At 57.6% G+C, this 18,027-nt stretch carries 9 protein-coding genes; 4 read left to right on the top strand and 5 right to left on the bottom strand.

Features of this window, described 5'->3' with window-relative positions:
* Nucleotides 1-808 precede the first annotated feature (808 nt).
* A complete protein-coding gene (locus EYF70_RS22310; protein ID WP_131147358.1) occupies nucleotides 809-2,752 on the top strand; it encodes a hypothetical protein in 1,944 nt (647 codons plus the stop codon).
* Between the two features lie 473 nt (nucleotides 2,753-3,225).
* Here the strand turns inward: EYF70_RS22310 and EYF70_RS32055 are convergent, their stop codons facing one another.
* Together EYF70_RS32055 and EYF70_RS22300 are read right to left on the bottom strand one after the other, a co-directional pair.
* Entirely contained in the window at nucleotides 3,226-4,059 is an 834-nt protein-coding gene (locus EYF70_RS32055) for a transglutaminase family protein (protein WP_443094095.1), read from the bottom strand.
* Nucleotides 4,056-4,766, bottom strand: coding sequence for an alpha-E domain-containing protein (locus tag EYF70_RS22300; RefSeq protein WP_229420506.1), 711 nt, complete (start codon nucleotides 4,764-4,766; stop codon nucleotides 4,056-4,058). Before EYF70_RS22300 ends, EYF70_RS32055 begins: the two co-directional genes overlap by 4 nt.
* 315 nt (nucleotides 4,767-5,081) lie before the next feature.
* On the opposite strand from EYF70_RS22300, the gene EYF70_RS22295 reads away from it, so the two are divergent.
* The 3 genes from EYF70_RS22295 (at nucleotide 5,082) to EYF70_RS22285 (ending at nucleotide 10,415) form a co-directional block, all read left to right on the top strand.
* Complete coding sequence (locus EYF70_RS22295) at nucleotides 5,082-6,566, top strand: type VI secretion system baseplate subunit TssF (protein ID WP_165497764.1); 1,485 nt, start codon at nucleotides 5,082-5,084, stop codon at nucleotides 6,564-6,566.
* Between the two features lie 224 nt (nucleotides 6,567-6,790).
* A complete protein-coding gene (locus EYF70_RS22290; RefSeq protein WP_131147356.1) occupies nucleotides 6,791-9,307 on the top strand; it encodes a T6SS effector BTH_I2691 family protein in 2,517 nt (838 codons plus the stop codon).
* Between the two features lies 1 nt (nucleotide 9,308).
* On the top strand, nucleotides 9,309-10,415 hold the full coding sequence (locus tag EYF70_RS22285) for a DUF6708 domain-containing protein (protein ID WP_131147355.1): 1,107 nt from the start codon (nucleotides 9,309-9,311) through the stop codon (nucleotides 10,413-10,415).
* Nucleotides 10,416-10,822: 407 nt separating this feature from the next.
* Here EYF70_RS22285 and EYF70_RS22280 read toward each other — a convergent pair whose 3' ends face one another.
* Genes EYF70_RS22280 through EYF70_RS22270 form a run of 3 tightly spaced genes read right to left on the bottom strand, consistent with a single transcriptional unit; the run spans nucleotide 10,823 to nucleotide 17,774 of the window.
* Nucleotides 10,823-11,752, bottom strand: a complete 930-nt coding sequence (locus tag EYF70_RS22280) for a transglutaminase family protein (protein ID WP_131147354.1) — start codon at nucleotides 11,750-11,752, stop codon at nucleotides 10,823-10,825.
* Nucleotides 11,749-14,337 (bottom strand): circularly permuted type 2 ATP-grasp protein, encoded by a 2,589-nt coding sequence (locus EYF70_RS22275; protein WP_131147353.1) that lies wholly within the window; start codon nucleotides 14,335-14,337, stop codon nucleotides 11,749-11,751. Before EYF70_RS22275 ends, EYF70_RS22280 begins: the two co-directional genes overlap by 4 nt.
* A 44-nt stretch (nucleotides 14,338-14,381) precedes the next feature.
* The gene (locus EYF70_RS22270) at nucleotides 14,382-17,774 is read right to left on the bottom strand and encodes a transglutaminase family protein (protein ID WP_131147352.1); all 3,393 of its coding nucleotides are present in this window, start codon (nucleotides 17,772-17,774) and stop codon (nucleotides 14,382-14,384) included.
* Nucleotides 17,775-18,027: the final 253 nt, after the last annotated feature.

Below are 18,027 nucleotides of genomic sequence, written 5' to 3'. Positions count from 1 at the left end.
GTCCGAGACTGATAAGTAGGCTTCTAATTTGCACTGCTCTGGTATGCGCCTCGTCACGATTCGTCGAGCGCAGCGCGTGGACGTTTTGAAAAATCTTTTCAGCCGGCTGTTGCTGCCACTACGTGTCCTCGTCGGTGATCGACGAGGACAGGCCCGACGCCACTAAGTGCAATACAGCTCCAGCATGTGGTCCTGGATCTCGCGCACGCTCATGCCGCACACATATATGCTGATGGGCGTGATCTACCCCAGCACTCGTCGCACGCACTTGACACTGGCTTGGTTTCGAAGCTATCGAGCAATTGCGTGAAATGTAGTGCCGTATTCCGCCGCCGGGCCTTTGCTGTCTCGTAGCTCGTCCCATTGTGACAATTGCCTTAATCGGTCTCAGTGGACAAATGATGTGACAGCTCGACCGCCAGCACGCACTGAGCGAGCAACTTCTTAAGCTGTTCAGAGAAGCTAACTTCAGTTCGAATTGACTCGGGGTGCGTGCTCTGCACCAGGTCAAAATGCTGCCCGCTCTACTCAATCGAGATCAGGGGCGCGCCTTATTGATTACAGTTATCACATCGACCGAGGGACTATTCAATAAGAATTATGTCGTGATCCTGGTCAAAAAGTATGACAGATTCCGGTGAGTTGATATCGTAGTTTCGTAGATATACTAGAGATGGATAACTGGATTTTCAATCGAAAGGTAGATCTTATGAAATTTAACTTTATTGAGACAATTCGGGAGCAACCTAAGTCCTTACCAAATCCTTTAAGCCACGGCTTTGATCAGATTGTCTGGGAGTAAGCATACTTGGCCCAACGCGACGGCAGTTCCGAAGACCATAATATTTATCTTCTAGGAATCGTGTTTGGTATTCAATCTAAGCTTGTCCGGGCGAGTGTTGATAGGTGCGCGGAGAAAATTCACTTCCGAAGCTTAAGCGAGCTAAGCCGCTATCTCTCGACACGAGTGAACGGAGTGCAGCTCAGTGTATTTAAAAGTCTTTCGAATGCATTGTCGGGGGTGGACGTTATCTCAGGGGAGCGTATAAGAGAAATGCGTTGCTTTACTGATGCGGCAGGAAATTCTTATGCGCTGCAATCGACTATAGAGGCAGTCGTAGATGCGATCACTAGTATGCTGAAATTGCTTGGGCGTACTGGTGGGTTGGGGACGCTGGAAAGAAACCGGAGTGAAGAGGGCTTGCTTGAGGACGTACTAAATAATCTCATGGATCTTGCTCAGCACAGTTTATCGATTCAGCGAGTTTGGAATTCGGTGATTTGGTGGCGGGCTGGCGTTGCAGTTGCGCACGATATGTCGAGCTATATCGTCGATGAAAAAAACAGTGACTTAGTGGTACGCGCTACCATCGATTTGGCGCGGCGGCCAGCCTTAATGGCGAGAGCTATTGATAACTTCCAGAGAGCGAATCCACTCACGCCAGAAAATAATGTTTTTGCCCCGTATGTTCGACTTCGTGAAGGGCGTTTAACTGTTCAGGCGCTACCAGCGTTTTTAATGCCTGAGAAGGAGCGTGAAATGGTCTTTCAAATACGCCGTTCAAGTGGCTTATTGCAAGATGCTACGTTGGACAGATTTGTTCGTGAAACTCACCCTGAAGTAGGACTCTATATCAGCGAAATGTTGATTATTTGGGCGGAATTATCTGTGATGGCAAGTCAGTTATACTCCTTGGCAATGCCGCTGGATGAAAATACAGATAAGACAGTCTTGTCAATTATACTGGAAAGCCGCTTGCTGCGGGATCAGGTCATTGAGACTATTAAGCGATGTGTGGCTTTGTCGAATGATAGAGTAAAGCAGTGTATCGAATTTTTCTGTTTCACACCGACTAAGGCCGCAACCCTTTGGGATAAGCCATTGTTGCCAGCAGGGGACGAGTTAGTTTTGCTCTGGTGGCCATTGCAAGGCACGCACCATGCGCGTCTATTAAATTCTTGGGCGAAAAATAATGATAAACTTAAGATCGCCTTTGATACGAAGGGCACTGCTAATGAAGAGTTGTTGGCAAATGCCCTGCGCAACGCGGTGAGAAAAAACCCATATCACAAACATATGCGGTTTATAGGGACAGGTTTGCATCCTCGCCAAAAAATCGACGATGAAGTTGACATCTTGATTGTGATTGACGATACGGCATTTGTCATTGAAACGGCCTCTCTTCCTTCACCCGCTGAAGCATACGAGTTTTGCGAAATAGAAAAACGGCTTGATAAAAAAACAAAGCAGTGCCGTGCGCAATGCGCCGCACTTATGCGAGATTTAGGCCAAATTTCCGAGTGGGCTAACGATGATAGTTTTCGCTACAGCGTAACCAAGGTCTTTGGTCTGGTAGCGACTAACTCTTATCTGCGTGATGGATTATATCAAGGTGATATATGTCATTGTCACTGGGATACCCTGATTAATGTTATCCATGGCGGAGTGCATTTTGAAGTTACTCGCGGTATTGAGGAGCATATTCTGAGGGCGCCAATTCAGGTGGGTCCGCACGGCTCCGTGGCAAGCGGCGTAATTGCTGCCCTCCGACATTCGCCGAAAACAGAGTTCTTTGCGCGATGTATAGTCCCGGTCGATTATTGGGTAAAAGCCTTCGATGATAGTGATATTGAAGGATTTTATAGAGCTGTGGAACTGGAATTTCCTGAGCAGGGCATGTTGGAGCAACGCTTACGGGAGTGCAGCTTTGCGCCAACCCTCGAGGAAGTACACGATCCTCATTTCGAATAACTTGGCTAATGTCTTATGGCGCACTCAGATAGATCGAAAGAGTAAACCGGCTAACGAACGTCATAGTTAGATTTGCTAACGATATCACTGTTCATCTGAGTGTGCCATGAAGCGCTTTACGTATCTCTAATCACTTGTTGATCCGCTCAGGAGGCTTCTCAACACCGCCGATTAATGCGGTGCCACGAGCCTATTTAATTTGACTCTACACGTAATCAGAGTAACTTGGCATGCCAGTGAAATATCGCTTTATGGAGCGGAGCCACCAGTGTGCTGTCATGCTACTTGCGTTTGGTACCCAGCTGCCATCTAGCTCAAGCGGCGTAGGAAAGTCTCGCAGCGATGGAACCATCCCATTCGACGATTACATTTCGCGGGCCTGTTCACCGCTCTTTCCGAGCTCCAACGGCGTCACAGTAACCTCCACATCCAGCACCTGCCCCCCACCCCCAACACAATCCCCCGCATCGGCGTCACATCACTAAATCCCGTCCCCAGCCGAGGGTGATGTGCTCATGCCCCACAAGGCACCGATTGGTCGGATCAAAATCCACCCAGCCGATGGAAGGACAAAACACCGAAACCCAAGCATGCGAAGCATCCGCCCCCACCAGCCTTGGCTTCCCCTCCGGCGGATGCGTCAAGATATATACCGAGCCGGCAGCCCGAGGCTGCGCAAGCAGCCGATCATCAGCTGAGCAAAATCCTGGCAAACCCCACGCCGCCCCCGCAGCACCCTGTTCTAAAGGCGTCGAAATCTCCGTCGCCCGCGCAGCGAACTCGAAATCCTCGAAAATCCGGTGCGTCAGCTCCAGCGCCGCATCCAGCTGCGGCCGGCAAGGCGTGTAGCTCTCCCTCGCATAAGCTTCCAACTCCGGGAACGAATAAACGTGCGGCGACGAATACCGATACCGGCAAGCCTCCAAAGTCGCGGCACTCTTCTCCTTGGCCATCATGTCCCGCGTCCCCTTCCAGGGCAGCGTGCCACCAATATCCGCCAGGGTAGGGCGCGCAAACAGCGCGACAGTCGACTCGGTATGCACCAGCAAACTGTCATGCGGCACCGTCAGCGAAACATGCCGCGTGCAGTTGCCAAAATAATCGGTCCCATCGCGTGCATCGTCGACAGCCCGGTCCAGCCAGATCTGGTGCGACTCGGTCTGCTGGTAACCAAACGAGCGCGGCGTCAGGTGCAGGTACTGCTGCGACAACGTCACCGTGCTCTGATACCGATACCGCGTCTCATGCACCACCCGATACCGCGCGCAGACTTCAGCGTCAGATCCAAAAGTAAGCAAAGAACTCATGATCTCCGGCTCCTCTGCTGCCCATCCGTATAACTGAAGAACTGCACGCTGATCTGCTCCGACAACGCCGCACTGGCTACCTGGATGCGATTGAGCAGGTCGCTCAAATGCGCATTGGCGTAATTGAGGTCGGCATCCGGTTCGAGCACCAGCACTTCCTCCCGCAACGGTTCCAGCAACTCCACGCCGCAGGCCCCGTGGGTCTGGGCGATCTTCCTCAATGCCCCCAGGATGCCGTCCATCTGGAACAGGATCGAGCGCGGGTTGGTGCCGTCGCGCAGCAGCAGGTCGAGCACCGGCAGCCACTCGGGCTGGGCGCGGTAGCGGGCCCGATAAGTAATGATGCTGTCGGACAGTTCGAGCAGCCATTCCAGGTTGCCGTTTTCATCCATCGCCAGCGCGCGCTGCAGCACCACGCTCTGGAACTGCAGCCGCTCCAGGCGGCGGCCGATCGACATGAAGCGCCAGCCGAGGTCGCGCGTCATGCCGTCGAGTGCGAAGCCGGCCAGCGTCACCAGCGCGGAGGCGGCGTCGTCGAGGATCGTCATCACCTCCGACTGCGATGGCCGCGCGCCGGGCCGGGCGGCGGGCCGCACCATGCGGTTCAGCGCGCGCCAGTTGTCGACCAAGCGCTCGTGCAGCTGACTGGCGATGCGCACCAGGTGCTGCTGCCGCCGGGCCAGGCCGGGCTCGTTGGGCGATACCACCGCAAGCAGCAGGGCGGATTCCAGTTCCGCGTCGGTGAAGATTACGCCACCCTGGCTCTAGGCTCGATGTGGGTTGGACCAGCCTCACTGGCCAGCGCATATCGCCACATGAATTCCATTGCGACCGAGCTGAACCAATCGAACTTTTCTGCTCCGCAGACCGAGAGCCCCCGCGGCTATTCGCGACCGCAGTCGCACCATCCTCGTGTTGCGAGATGCGCGACTCACAGCCACCACCATGCTACGGGTTGACCGCCCTCAAGCACTGTAATTTCCCGCATGCAATTATCGGCATTCCTCTTCAAAGAGTGCTGCATGGAAAATATTCTCAGTTACTACGAACGCGAACTCGCCATACAGCGTGCCAAGGTACGCGAGTTTGTCGAACGCTATCCGAAACCGGGCGAGCTGTTCAGCCTTCTAGGCGAGCGAAGCTCGGACGCTGGCGTTGAGCGTCTCCTGCAGGTTGCGGCCCTGCTGTCCGCGCGCATCGACCGCAAATTGGAACGCGCGCACGAACCGTTCACGAATGACCTGCGTGGCATTTTGGCCCCGTTCTACCCGCGCAACATACCCTCATGTTCGGTAGCGCAAGTGGACTACGCTGGCGGCCGGGCCATCGACACCATCCAGCACGATACCGAGCTGCAAGCAAAGGCAGCGCCGGGGTTCGGTTTCCGCACCATCTACGATGCCGCAGTCTCCCCGTCGCGCTCGCCGTCCGGTTCTTGGCGCGCGCCGAAGCGCCAGCCAAGCTCGGTTTGCCTGTCGGCATCGGATGCACGCTCGCGATCATGGTCCACACCACGGAGCCAGCGATCGCTCTCGAAGAAGCGGCCGGTTCACCCATCCGCGTATTCATCGATGCCGATGGCTCCGCACGCGGCGCTGCAGTATGCGATGTTCGTGCCCACGGTGTGCACGTGCGTGCAGTCGGAACAGCAATGGCCTCAACTGCAGGCGCTGCGCTGTGCGCAGGTGGGCTTTGTCAAGGAAGAAGCCTTCCTGCTCACGCCGAGGCTCCAGGAGGAAAGTCTGCGCCTGCTGATGGAGTACTTTGCGTTCCCGCATAAACTCAACGTCACTGATATCGACCTGAAGGCGGTGCTCGCCGCGTGCCCCGCCGGCACGTGGCGGCTGGCGCTACACCTGCTCCAGCTGCACATGCACGCCACGGCGATGCCACAGTTGCTGCGCACTTTGCCTGCAACGGCGCTGCGGCTGGGCTGTGCACCCGTGGTCAACATGTTCTCGCGTGCGACGATGCCGATCCGGCTCCGCAAAGTACGCGGTGCCTACCCGGCGTCGATACAACCAACTAGCGGCGCGAAAGCCATCTTGTACAGCATCGACGCGATGAAGCTGAAGCAGGGCGCGGACGACGGCAGCACGGCCATCGATATGAACTGGTTCTACATCAAGCGGTACGAAACGCAGCCTTGCTGGACGTTCGAACTCGCCAATCCGACCGTGGGGAACAGCGATACGGTTTCGTTCGTCAACCGGGTGTACGAGCCGCTCAAGCTGGGCGAAGGCACAGTGCCCGCGCAAGTTACCTGCACAAATGGCAACGCGCCTTGCTCTATGTCGATTGGCTGTGGGGATGGCGACATGGCCGGACAATCTGTTATCGGCGGCACGCCTATCCGCATGTTGTGCGAGCCGTCTATGCCGCTCCTCATCGCGGACGAAGCGGAAGTGCAAGTGAGGGAACGCGTGTTCGCCCACTACCTTGTCGCCGCGCTGCCCGCCGCGATCAACATCGTTAACGACCGCGGCAAGTCGCGAACCGTGTGCTGACCAACGAGTCGTTTTGCCGCCGGTGCAATGCGGAGCGCACCGGTCGTCTGGCCAGTCAAAAAAGTATTTCACCTGACGTGCTTGGATCTAATGAGCAAGTGCCCACGTCAATTCAGCGCATCAACCGTCTAAGCGTCTGTCAATGCACCCTCAAGAAAGAATAATTACTTGGGTTGCGACAACTTTTAATATTCTTAAATCGCTATAAAAAAAAGGAGAGTTGCATGACCAACATTAATTGTAGTTACTGCGGTCGAAAAGGACTTCTCTTGTATCCCGTAAGATATGCTGTGGCTTGTCCAAACGGCCAGAAAGATGTACCTGGACTTTCTGGAAATTTTAAAATCATTGGCGCGCCTCAAAATGCTGCACCTGCGAAATATACACTTCGAGCTTTGCGGCCAGGCTATCTCTATACGTATGAGGAAAAACTAAAGCGGCTCAAGGCATACATCGTTTTGCCGCAAGGTGCACTTTGGGAGTTTCCTGTCGAGTATGTGCCAATAGTGAATCCATATAGCATGAATGGTTGCTGTCTCGATCGCGTGAGCGCTGCACTTTCCTACTGCATTGATGTTGATCCTTTGTCATGTGAAATGATGGGGAATATCTGGATTGGTTGGTCCAGTTCTATATGGACAAAAAAATCCGTCAACAAAGTTAGTGACGGAAACTGGAGAAAAAAGCACATGCAAAGCATAGACATCCAGGAAATGCTAGTTGGTTCGGCACCACACGCGGGGAATTTTAAGGAAGTCAGTAAAAATGTTCCACAATTTTCAGCGGAGGACACTGAATTAAAAAAAGCCTTCGACTTTAGTAGTATTCTAGCATCACATGATATTTCCATTAAAGAGCACTATACGGCGCTTGAACGCGTAATGGAAGAGCGTTGCCCCTATGGTGGTTTTATTGTCGCAGTGAATGACCCTGTGGGAATTACAAACGACCTAAGCGAGCTGACTTCGCCAACCCATCACGCAGGATTCGATGAAGAAATTTTTCGCGGCCATATGTGTGGCCAGCTAATACGCTCTGTCGAAAATGCTATCCGCAACGACGCACGGGATGAATTTAAGAAGGATATTCTTTTTCGTCGTGTTCTTGAAAACGATCCCGAAGCGGTAACGGGAGATTCGATTCGGTATCTATGGAATGTAGTCAAAGCTGGAGGTGTCAATAAATATTCGGCCCAGCAAAAAGCGGAAAAGAAGAAATACGGCGATAGCCAGAAGGGAAAAATGAAGGCCGCTGAAGAGCGTGCATGGCGAGAATTTACAAGTCATGGAGATGGGGAAAGTTTTCTGGATGCTGAGCGTATTCGATCATTCCCATCGCGTTACGTTGACGCAGCGAAAAAATATGAGCCAACTTCATTGACTCTTGCAAATTTGCACTGTTCTTGGCTTAAGAGTCTCCAGCTCAGCAACTGGATGAGTGGTGTGCACGATCCTGAAGACATCCGTAGTGGATCTGCTTACAGGGAATCTCTAGCCCAATGCATAGGAAACGGAATCACCACCAGCGCATGTCAAGAGAAGCTTGAAGAGTGGTTAACATCGGGCGATATATCGAGTTCAGGCAACTTATTTGCACGCGCACTACTCTTCAATCAAGAGGAGTTAATCGACGCCGCAATGATTGATATACGTGGCTCTGATTTTAAGCCGAAGTACCTTCTCAGTTTATATAAGCAAGTACTAGGCCGTATTCCAAAACATGAGGCCAATCGTCTGGTAGATCGCTTGGTGCTAACGACAGCAGGCTTTCTCGCAAGGGCCCTTGGTCAAGCGCGTAGCATAGCTATGCGCAACTTAGTGACTGCGGGTTTGGTTCTGCACGGAAAAACTATGATTAAGCCAAGTGGCTTGACCAGAGAGCAATTGTCGCACTGGATTTTGGATAGCGCAAAGGCGCAAGGAGTTCAGCTACAGCAGCTATCATTCGAAAGCAATATTAATGCTCAGAGAGAAGCAAAGCGAGTACTGCCCAGATACCCAGCTGCACCTGTCGTATGTGCGTTTGAACTTGATGTTGAGAACCTTAAACTAGAGAGAAAAATAGACACGGGTATCTTGAAGACTGTAAAAATTCCCGACCTTGAGTTGGTGAAAAATTGGTTTCAGAATGGAGATGTCAACGCCGGTTCGGTGGGGGTGGTCTTGCAATTGCTAGCACTCTACTATATCAATGAAGATCGGATGCGCGCGGATGAGGTCGATCGGAATACCCAGAACATGAAGGTCGCCGTAGCATCTCTGGCAGTTGGAGCTGCGGCTCTAGAGGCCGCTGCTACTGCACTTCAGAAGCTTCCTGATAATCCATTATCAAAATTTATCGTCAATCAATGGAAGTTTAGCACAAATGGTATTAGTTACGGGATTCAAACAGGAAAGTTCTTCGGAGCATTGGCTAGTGGCCTGAGTGCGCTTTTTGATTTCAAAAATGCATATGGGGCTTTTAATGATGGTGATATTGTTTTGATGAACTTATACATTGTCAACGCGAGCTTGGCAATTGGATTGGCAATCGCTGGATTCAAATGGACCGCAGTAATCTATTGGCCTCTTTTCATCGCTGCATTCTGTTTGACTATCTTTATATCTACAATACGGCCTCCAGCAATAAAGAAATGGCTGGCTCGGAGTTATTTTTCCATTTCGAATGCAAGCGATTCGGAAGGGCGGTATTCTTCTATTGACGAGGAGTTGGAGGCCTTTAATGGAGCGATAGGAGTCTAGCATGGATGACCGAATATTCAGCGCTAAAATTGGCGCCCCAGTTCCCGATTGGGATTTGGAACATCGTCTTTCAACCATAGATTGGGTCGGCCCGGACTGCCAAGATGGAGCTACGACCTACCGCATTAACTCTACTTTTATCGAGGCAACCGAACAATGTCATATGGTTCGGCACTGGTATGCAGGCGGGATAATAATTGCGTTTGTCATGATGCTGGCGGCAGCCTTCACGTTCTGCGCCATGGTGGTGGTTAGCATAAATAGAGGTTTCCCATTGGCTGATAGAGTGGGATTGCTGCTTCCCCTCACTTTGGTGGTGGGGCTTTTGTACTGTTTATCTCGTTATGGGAAGGAGGAATTTTTTGCGCGGACTAGATATCCAATACGATTCAATCGTAAATCAAAGCGGCTATATGCGTTAATCCGAGAGGAGGGGGGGCGAAGCAGAGCATTGAGCGAAGATAAAGTAGAGGAAATAGAGTGGGATGAACGGTCAATTTTCTGCATCCATCGGGAATATGATGGTGTTTACCACTACTGGATAAGATACTATAAGCTCGATGAATTTGGAAATGTCCAAAAAGCGGTGGCGATCGGCCGGGACTGGGATGGCGTAGATGGATTGCAAGAGTTGTTATCGCAGTGGAATTACTGGTGCTGGTTCATGAACCGGGGGCCAGAGGGCTTGCCATGCCCTGGTATTTTTCTGCCGGAAAAGGAAAATGTATTTGAGGCATTTCTATGTTGCATGTATGGTATGGCCTTTCGGTTGAGGCCTGCGCTCCGCGTAGTCGGCTTCCCAATGTTCGCTACGCTAGCCTGTTTCCGCATAATATCGATGTGGACTTGTAGCCCGCCAAGGTGGCCATCTGATGTACTGGATAGCTGTCTCGTTCAAGCTGGTGATCCTTTTGACGAGCCAAAAAGTTTTACTCCGGTAGGTTGGCATAAAACCATTTTGGCAATTGAGAACAAAACATATCCTGAACTTCAGTGTGTGAAGATTGACGACTGGAAAGGAGAGCCTGATGGTCGAAAGAACGCTATTCTTTGGGCTGAGGATAAGGTAGTCAGAAACAGAAAATTCGAAGGCGCGGCCTGCAAGTGAAGTGGGGGATAAGAAAAATAGAGAGCGTGACACCATCGAGCTCGATGATGGGACAGTGCTCGACCGCCGACTCACACCCTGTGTTTGCCATAAATATCATGCATACGTCGTCGCGTCGATTTGTCAGGTGATGTGGATCTCGCTCCCGCGATGGCTTAGGGTGGTCCGCTCGAGATTCTCATCGAACTCCTGGAGCCAGATGGTTGCGGATTCAATGACGAAATGGCGGCGTGCTATCCCATTCCTCCAAAATTTGCTCGTAGGCCGTGCTGTAATCCTTGTAGCGCTTGAGAACTCGGCAGTACTGGCACATTGGCTATAACCCCGTAGCCGCGCTCGTTCGCGAGCGCGGCGCGGATTTAGCGCGTTGGATCAGCGCTCTCGTGCGTCGTCCTCGACTTTAAATCCTAGTCCACCACCTCCAATGGCGTCACCGTCACCTCCACATCCAGCACCTGCCCCCCACCCCCCAACACAATCCCCCGCATCGGCGTCACATCACTAAAATCCCTTCCCCACCCGAGCGTGATGTGCTCATGCCCCACAAGGCACCGATTGGTCGGATCAAAATCCACCCACCCGATGGAAGGGCAAAATACCGAAACCCAGGCATGCGAAGCATCAGCGCCGACGAGCCGAGGCTTCCCCTCCGGCGGATGCGTCAAGATATACCCACTGATATAACGAGCCGGCAGCCCAAGGCTGCGCAAGCAGCCAATCATCAACTGAGCAAAATCCTGGCAAACCCCACGCCGCCCCCGCAGCACTTGTTCCAAAGGCGTTGAAATCTCCGTCGCCCGCGCATCGAACTCGAAGTCCTCGAAAATCCGATGCGTCAGCTCCAGCGCGGCATCCAACTGCGGCCGGCAAGGCGTATAACTTTCCCGCGCATAGGCTTCCAACTCCGGGAACATGTAAACATGCGGCGACCCATACAGATACCGGCAAGCCTCCAGCGTCGCGGCACTCTTCTCCTTGGCCATCATGTCCCGCGTCCCTTCCCAGGGCAGCGTGCCACCAATATCGGCCAGGGTAGGGCGCGCAAACAGCGCCACCGTCGACTCGGCATGCACCAGCAAACTGTCATGCGGCACGGTCAGCGAAACATGCCGCGTGCAGTTCCCGAAATAATCGGTCCCATCGCGCGCATCGTCCACGCCCCGGTCCAGCCAGATCTGGTGCGACTCGGTCTGCTGGTAAGCAAACGAGCGCGGCGTCAGATGCAGGTACTGCTGCGACAAGGTCACCGTGCTCTGGTACCGATACCGCGTCTCATGCACCACCCGGTACCGCGCGCAAACCTCACCGAGGTCGCCGTCAAGTAGCAAAGAAATCATGATCGCCGGCTCCTCTGCTGCCCATCCGTATAACTGAAGAACTGCACGCTGATCTGCTCCGACAACGCCGCACTGGCCACCTGGATACGATTCAGCAGGTCGCTCAAATGCGCATTGGCGTAATTGAGGTCGGCATCCGGTTCAAGCGCCAACACTTCCTCCCGCAATGGCTCCAGCAGCTCCACGCCGCAGGCCCCATGCGTCTGGGCGATTTTTCTTAACGCCCCGAGGATGCCGTCCATCTGGAACAGGATCGAGCGCGGGTTGGTGCCGTCGCGCAGGAGCAGGTCGAGCACCGGCAGCCACTCGGGCTGGGCGCGGTAGCGGGCCCGATAAGTGATGATGCTGTCGGACAGTTCGAGCAGCCATTCCAGGTTGCCGTTTTCGTCCATCGCCAGCGCGCGCTGCAGCACCACGCTCTGGAACTGCAGCCGCTCCAGGCGGCGGCCGATCGACATGAAGCGCCAGCCGAGGTCGCGCGTCATGCCGTCGAGCGCGAAGCCGGCCAGCGTCATCAGCGCGGAGGCGGCGTCGTCGAGGATGGTCATCACTTCGGACTGCGACGGCCGCTCGCCGGGCCGGGCGGCCGGCTGCACCATGCGGTTCAGCGCGCGCCAGTTGTCGACGGAGAAGCGCTCGTGCAGCTGGCCGGCGATGCGCACCAGGTGCTGCTGCTGCCGGGCCAGCCCGGGCACGTTGGGCGACACCACCGCCAGCAGCAGGGCCGATTCGAGTTCGGCATCGGTAAAGATGGCAACCGCCTGCCCCTGGCTTTGCGATTGACCACCTGGGCCGGAAGTTTGGCTTTGCATCTGTGCCGCCTGGCCGGCCACCGGCCGCTTTTCGCCATCGATCAGCTGGAACCAGATGCACAGCGCCTCGACGGTCGGCCATTCGGCGCCGCGCTGGTCGAAGCGCACGTTGAACAGGAAGTTCAGGGCCACGCGCAGCAGGCGGGCGATGTTGTCGCAGCGTTCCGCGTATCGGCCGAACCACAGCAGGTTTTCCGCCACGCGGCTCGACAGATTGCTGTCTTCGCGCACCAGGTCCTTGCCGGTGATGCTGCGCTTTTGCAGGCGCGGCACCGCCACCCTGGCGCGCGCCTGCACCCAGGTGTCCTTGCTGGCGCCGCCCATCTTCATCGTCAGCACGCGCGCATCCGGGCCGGTGGCCACGCGGGTCAGGCCGCCCGGCATCACCACGTAACCGTTCGGCGTGGCACAGGCGAATACGCGCAGGCCGATGGCGCGCGGCTGCAAGCCGGATGCCGCACCAGCTTTCCACACTGGTGCCCGCGACAGCTGCACCACTTCCTGGGCGATGTAGTTATTGGGATTGGCGCGCAGCTTGGCGATCAGCTCCGCGCGCGCTTCGCCGGCCAGGTCCTGCCCGAACACCGTGGTTGGTGGCAGCTGCGAGAAGCTTGGTTTGATGACCAGCCGATCGAGCTTGCCGATCACCGCTTCCAGCGCGGCCGGTTCGCCGCACCACCAGGTGGCGACGGATGGCATCTTCAGCGGCTCGCCCAGCAGCCGCCGCGACAGCGCCGGCAGGAAGCCGAGCAGGGCGCCCGATTCCAGCAGGCTGGAACCCAGGCTGTTCGCTACCAGCACGTTGCCGCGACGGGCGGCCTGCGTCAGCCCCGCCACGCCCAGCATCGAGCTGCACAGTTCCAGCGGATCGCACGATTCGTCGTCCACGCGGCGCATGATCACGTGCACGCGGTGCAGGCCGGCCAAGGTTTTCAGGTACACCACGCCATCTCGCACGGTGAGGTCGCTGCCTTCCACCAGCGGCAGGCCGAGATGTCGGGCGAGATACGCCTGCTCGTAATAGCTTTCGGTGCGTGGGCCTGGCGTGAGCAGCACGATCAATGGCATTTCGCCCTCGCGCAGCGGCGCCGGGGAATCGCCCTTGGCGGCGCACAGGCGGCCCCAGTGCACCAGGCTGTCGCGCATGGTGCGGAAGAAGCCGGCCAGCGGCTGCACTTTCAGTTCGCGCAGCAGGTCGGGGAAGGTGGGCGAGATGATTGCGCGGTTTTCCAGCGCATAGCCGGCACCGGAGGGCGCCTGCGTGCGGTCGGCCAGCACCCACCAGCGGCCGTCCGGCGCGCGCGCCAGGTCCACCGCGTAAAAGTGCAGGGCGATGTCGTCGTGGTGGCCCATGCCGTGGCACGGGCGCAGGAAGCCGGCGTGGCCGTGCACCAGCGCTGGCGGCAGCAGGCCTTCGCGCAGCATGTCCTGCGGGCCGTAGACGTCGCCGAGGATTTTATTGAGCAGCCGCGCGCGCTGGATTACGGCCGCCTCGATGCCGGCCCATTCCTCGTGCGGCAGGATCAGCGGCAGCACGTTCAGGTCCCACGGCCGCTGCAGGCCGTCGGCATCGGCGCGCACGTTGTACGTCACGCCGTTTTCGCGCACCTGGCGCTGCACCATTTCGTGGCGCTGGCGCATCATGTCCGGCGGTTCGTGCTCCAGGCTGTCGAGCATGGCGCGCCAGTGCGCGCGCGGCACGCCGGCCGCGTCGAGCATTTCATCGAAACCATCTGGCGCTGAAAGATAAGACTCAAGGAGGTTATTGGACATGTCGCACGGCAGCTTTACTTTCCATAAGGAACTGAAACAGTAGATCAATCTGCCTGCCAGCGCAAATCCAATGTCATCGGGAAGCTGGGATTCCGTTCCTCTTTTCGCACAGTCATCGGCCCCGGCGTGTGGCCGTGCGGCCAGAAGCGCGCGAAACGGCGTGCCTCGGCGGCGTTGGCGTTGACCGGCGAACCTACCTCGTTGCGCCCGCCCGGATGCACCACATGATAGGTGCAGCCGCCGATCGCGCGCCCGCTCCAGGTGTCGACCAGGTCGAAGGTGAGCGGCGCCTGCACGCGGATGGTCGGGTGCAGCGCCGACCACGGGCTCCAGGCGCGGAAGCGCACCCCTGCCACATACTCGCCCGGAATGCCGGTGGGGTGCAATGGCAACATGCGGCCATTGCAGGCGATGACGTGGCGGCCGTTGGTCAGCCCGCGCACCAGCAGCTGCATCCGCTCCACGGAAGAATCGACATAGCGCGCGGTGCCGCCCGCGCTCACTTCCTCGCCCAGCACGTTCCACGGCTCGATCGCCTGGCGCAGCTCCATTTCCACGCCCTCGTAGACCACGGTGCCGAAGCGGGGGAAACGGAATTCGATGAAGGGCTCGAACCAGTGGTCCTCGAATTCATAGCCGTGCGCGCGCAGGTCGCGGGCCACGTCGCGGATATCCTGGGCGACGAAATGCGGCAGCATCCAGCGGTCGTGCAGGGCCACGCCCCAGTTCACCAGCTTGGCCTGGTATGGTTCGCGCCAGAAGCGCGCGACCAGGGCGCGCAGCAGCAACATTTGCAGAAGGCTCATGCGCTCGTGCGGCGGCATCTCGAAGGCGCGGAATTCCACCAGGCCCAGGCGGCCGGTGGGGCCGTCCGGCGAATACAGCTTGTCGATGGAGAATTCGGCGCGGTGCGTGTTGCCCGTCAGGTCCACAAGCAGGTTGCGCAGCAGGCGGTCGACGATCCACGGCTTGTCGCCTTCATGCAACGTCGGCAGCACCTGGTCCATCTGCTGGAAGGCGATCGCCAGTTCATACAGGTTGTCGTCGCGGGCTTCGTCCACGCGCGGCGCCTGGCTGGTCGGCCCGATAAAAGTGCCCGAGAACAGGTACGACAGGGCGGGGTGGTTCTGCCAGTAGGTGATCAGGCTTTTCAGCAGGTCCGGCCGGCGCAGCATCGGGCTGTCCTCGGCGGTGGCGCCGCCCAGGGTGGCGTGGTTGCCGCCGCCGGTGCCCGTGTGGCGGCCGTCGAGCATGAATTTCTCGGTGCCCAGCCGCGTGAGCCGGGCTTCCTGGTACAGGGTCGACACGTTATAAACCAGCTCGTTCCAGCTTGCCGCCGGGTGGATGTTCACCTCGATCACGCCGGGGTCGGGCGTTACGCTGAGCAGCTTGATGCGCGGGTCGCGCGGCGGCGCGTAGCCTTCGATGCGCAGCTTCATCGCCAGCTTGGCGGCGGTGCGTTCGACGGCGCTCACCAGCGCCAGGTAATCCTCGATGCGTTTAATGGGCGGCATGAACACATACAGGCGGCCGGCGCGCACTTCGACGCACAGCGCGGTGTGGATCACATCGCGCGGGGCCGGCTCGGCCGGTTCGGCCGGCTTGATGGGTCGGATGGGTTCGACGACCGGCCTGCTTCCTTTCGCGGTCGGCTTGTCCCCGGCCTTGCTGGCGGCCAGGCCCAGGATCGGCCGCTTTTCCTTTTCCTTCTTGCGTTCCTCGACCGGCAGGGCGGAGCGCGGTGCGAACGGGTCGACATCGAATTCCGGTTCGCGTTCTTCCGGCAGCACCCACGGCAGCGTGGCCAGCGGCAGGCGCAGGCCGATCGGCGAATCGCCTTCGATCAGGTACAGGTTCTCGCGCCGGATCGGCCACGGCGACGTTTGCCACACGGTGCCCAGCGTCGACGGATCGTAATCCTTCGCCTTCAGCGGCAGCACGTAGCCGGCCACCTCGCCGAGGCCGCGTTCCAGCAGGCGCGCCAGGCGGCGGCGTTCTTCCGGCGCGGTGAGGTCGGCGTCCAGCGGATCGAGGTTGCGCGGCAGTGCCTGTTCGCGCTGGGCTTGCAGCAGCACGTCCTCGTAGGCCGGGATGGCGCTGTTGGCGGGCAGGGCGAGCGACTTCACCAGTTCGGCGGTGAAGCGGCCGGCATCGTCGGGGCCATAGCCGTCGTCGATGTGTTCGTCCGAGAACAGCGTGGCGTCGAGCCACATCGGCTGGCCGTCGATGCGCCAGTAGATGTTGAGGGCCCAGCGCGGCAGCGGTTCGCCCGGATACCACTTGCCCTGGCCGTAGTGCAGCATGCCGCCCGGTGCAAAGTGGTTTTTCAGCCGGTGCATCAGGTTGCCCGCCAACTCGCGCTTCTTGTCGCCGTGGGCCAGGGTGTTCCATTCCGGGCCGTCCATGTCGTCGATCGACACGAAGGTGGGTTCGCCGCCCTGGGTCAGGCGCACGTCCTGCCGCTTCAAATCGGCATCGACCTGCTGGCCGAGGCGGTCGATCTTCTGCCAGTCCGCCTCGGTGTACGGTTTCGTCACGCGCGGGTCTTCGTGGATGCGCGTGATCGTCATCTCGTGGAAGAAGGTGACTTCGGCCTTGTCCGTATAACCGGAGACCGGTGCCGCGGACGACGGCAGCGCCGTACAGGCCAGTGGGATGTGGCCTTCGCTGGCCAGCATGCCGGAGGTGGGATCGAGCCCGATCCAGCCGGCGCCGGGGATGTACACCTCGGTCCACGCGTGCAGGTCCGTAAAGTCGACGTCGGTGCCGCTGGGGCCATCGAGCGCTTCCTGGTCGGCGCGCAGCTGGATCAGGTAGCCGGACACGAAACGCGCCGCCAGGCCCATCTCCCGCAGGATCTGCACCAGCAGCCAGCCGGTGTCGCGGCACGAGCCGGAGCGCTTCTGCAGCGTTTCATCGGGCGCCTGCACGCCGGGTTCCATGCGCAGCAGGTAGGCGATGTCGCGCTGCAGGCGCTGGTTGACGGCCACCAGGAAGTCGTTGGTGCCCATCGGCTTGCCCAGCAGGTCGCGGCGCGCCGCCGTCACCCATTCCATTACCAGCGGGCTGGATGGTTCCGTCTGCAGGTAGGCGCTCAGTTCGGCCGTGAGTTGCGGCGGGTAGGCGAACGGGAAGGTTTCCGCGTACTTCTCGACGAAGAAGTCGAACGGGTTGATGACGGTCATGTCGGCCACCAGGTCGACCGTGAAGTCGAGCGTGTCCGATTTTTCGGGGAAGACAAAGCGGCCGATGTAGTTGCCGTACGGGTCCTGCTGCCAGTTGATGAAGTGTTCCTGCGGTTGCACCGTCAGCGAGTACGAGAGGATCGGCGTGCGCGCATGGGGCGCCGGGCGCAGGCGCACTTCATGGGGGGAGAGGCCGACCGGGCGGTCATAGCGGTAACTGGTCTTGTGGTGCAGCGCGATACGGATAGCCATGCGGGACTGCCTTTCGAAATGGGCGCGATGTGGGGGTGATGAAGCATGATTCGTACCTGCTATAAATGCAACTGTCGGATGGTGCTGAAACCAACGGCTACTCGTGTTTTCACCCCAACGGCAGAGTGCTGGGGTCAGACCCGCCGGGTCTGACCCCGGATTTCGCACTTGGGTGCAAGGAGACTGTCCCCGGCTTTTTAGAGTGTTCCGGGAATGCTGGCAAAAACCGGGGTCAGTCCCCTAACGAAGCTAA

The sequence above is a fragment of the Pseudoduganella albidiflava genome (assembly GCF_004322755.1).
In the GTDB taxonomy this organism is placed as follows: Bacteria; Pseudomonadota; Gammaproteobacteria; order Burkholderiales; family Burkholderiaceae_D; genus Rugamonas; species Rugamonas albidiflava.
Note: the sequence above shows the minus strand (reverse complement) of the source record. Positions and strands in the feature narration are given on the sequence as shown.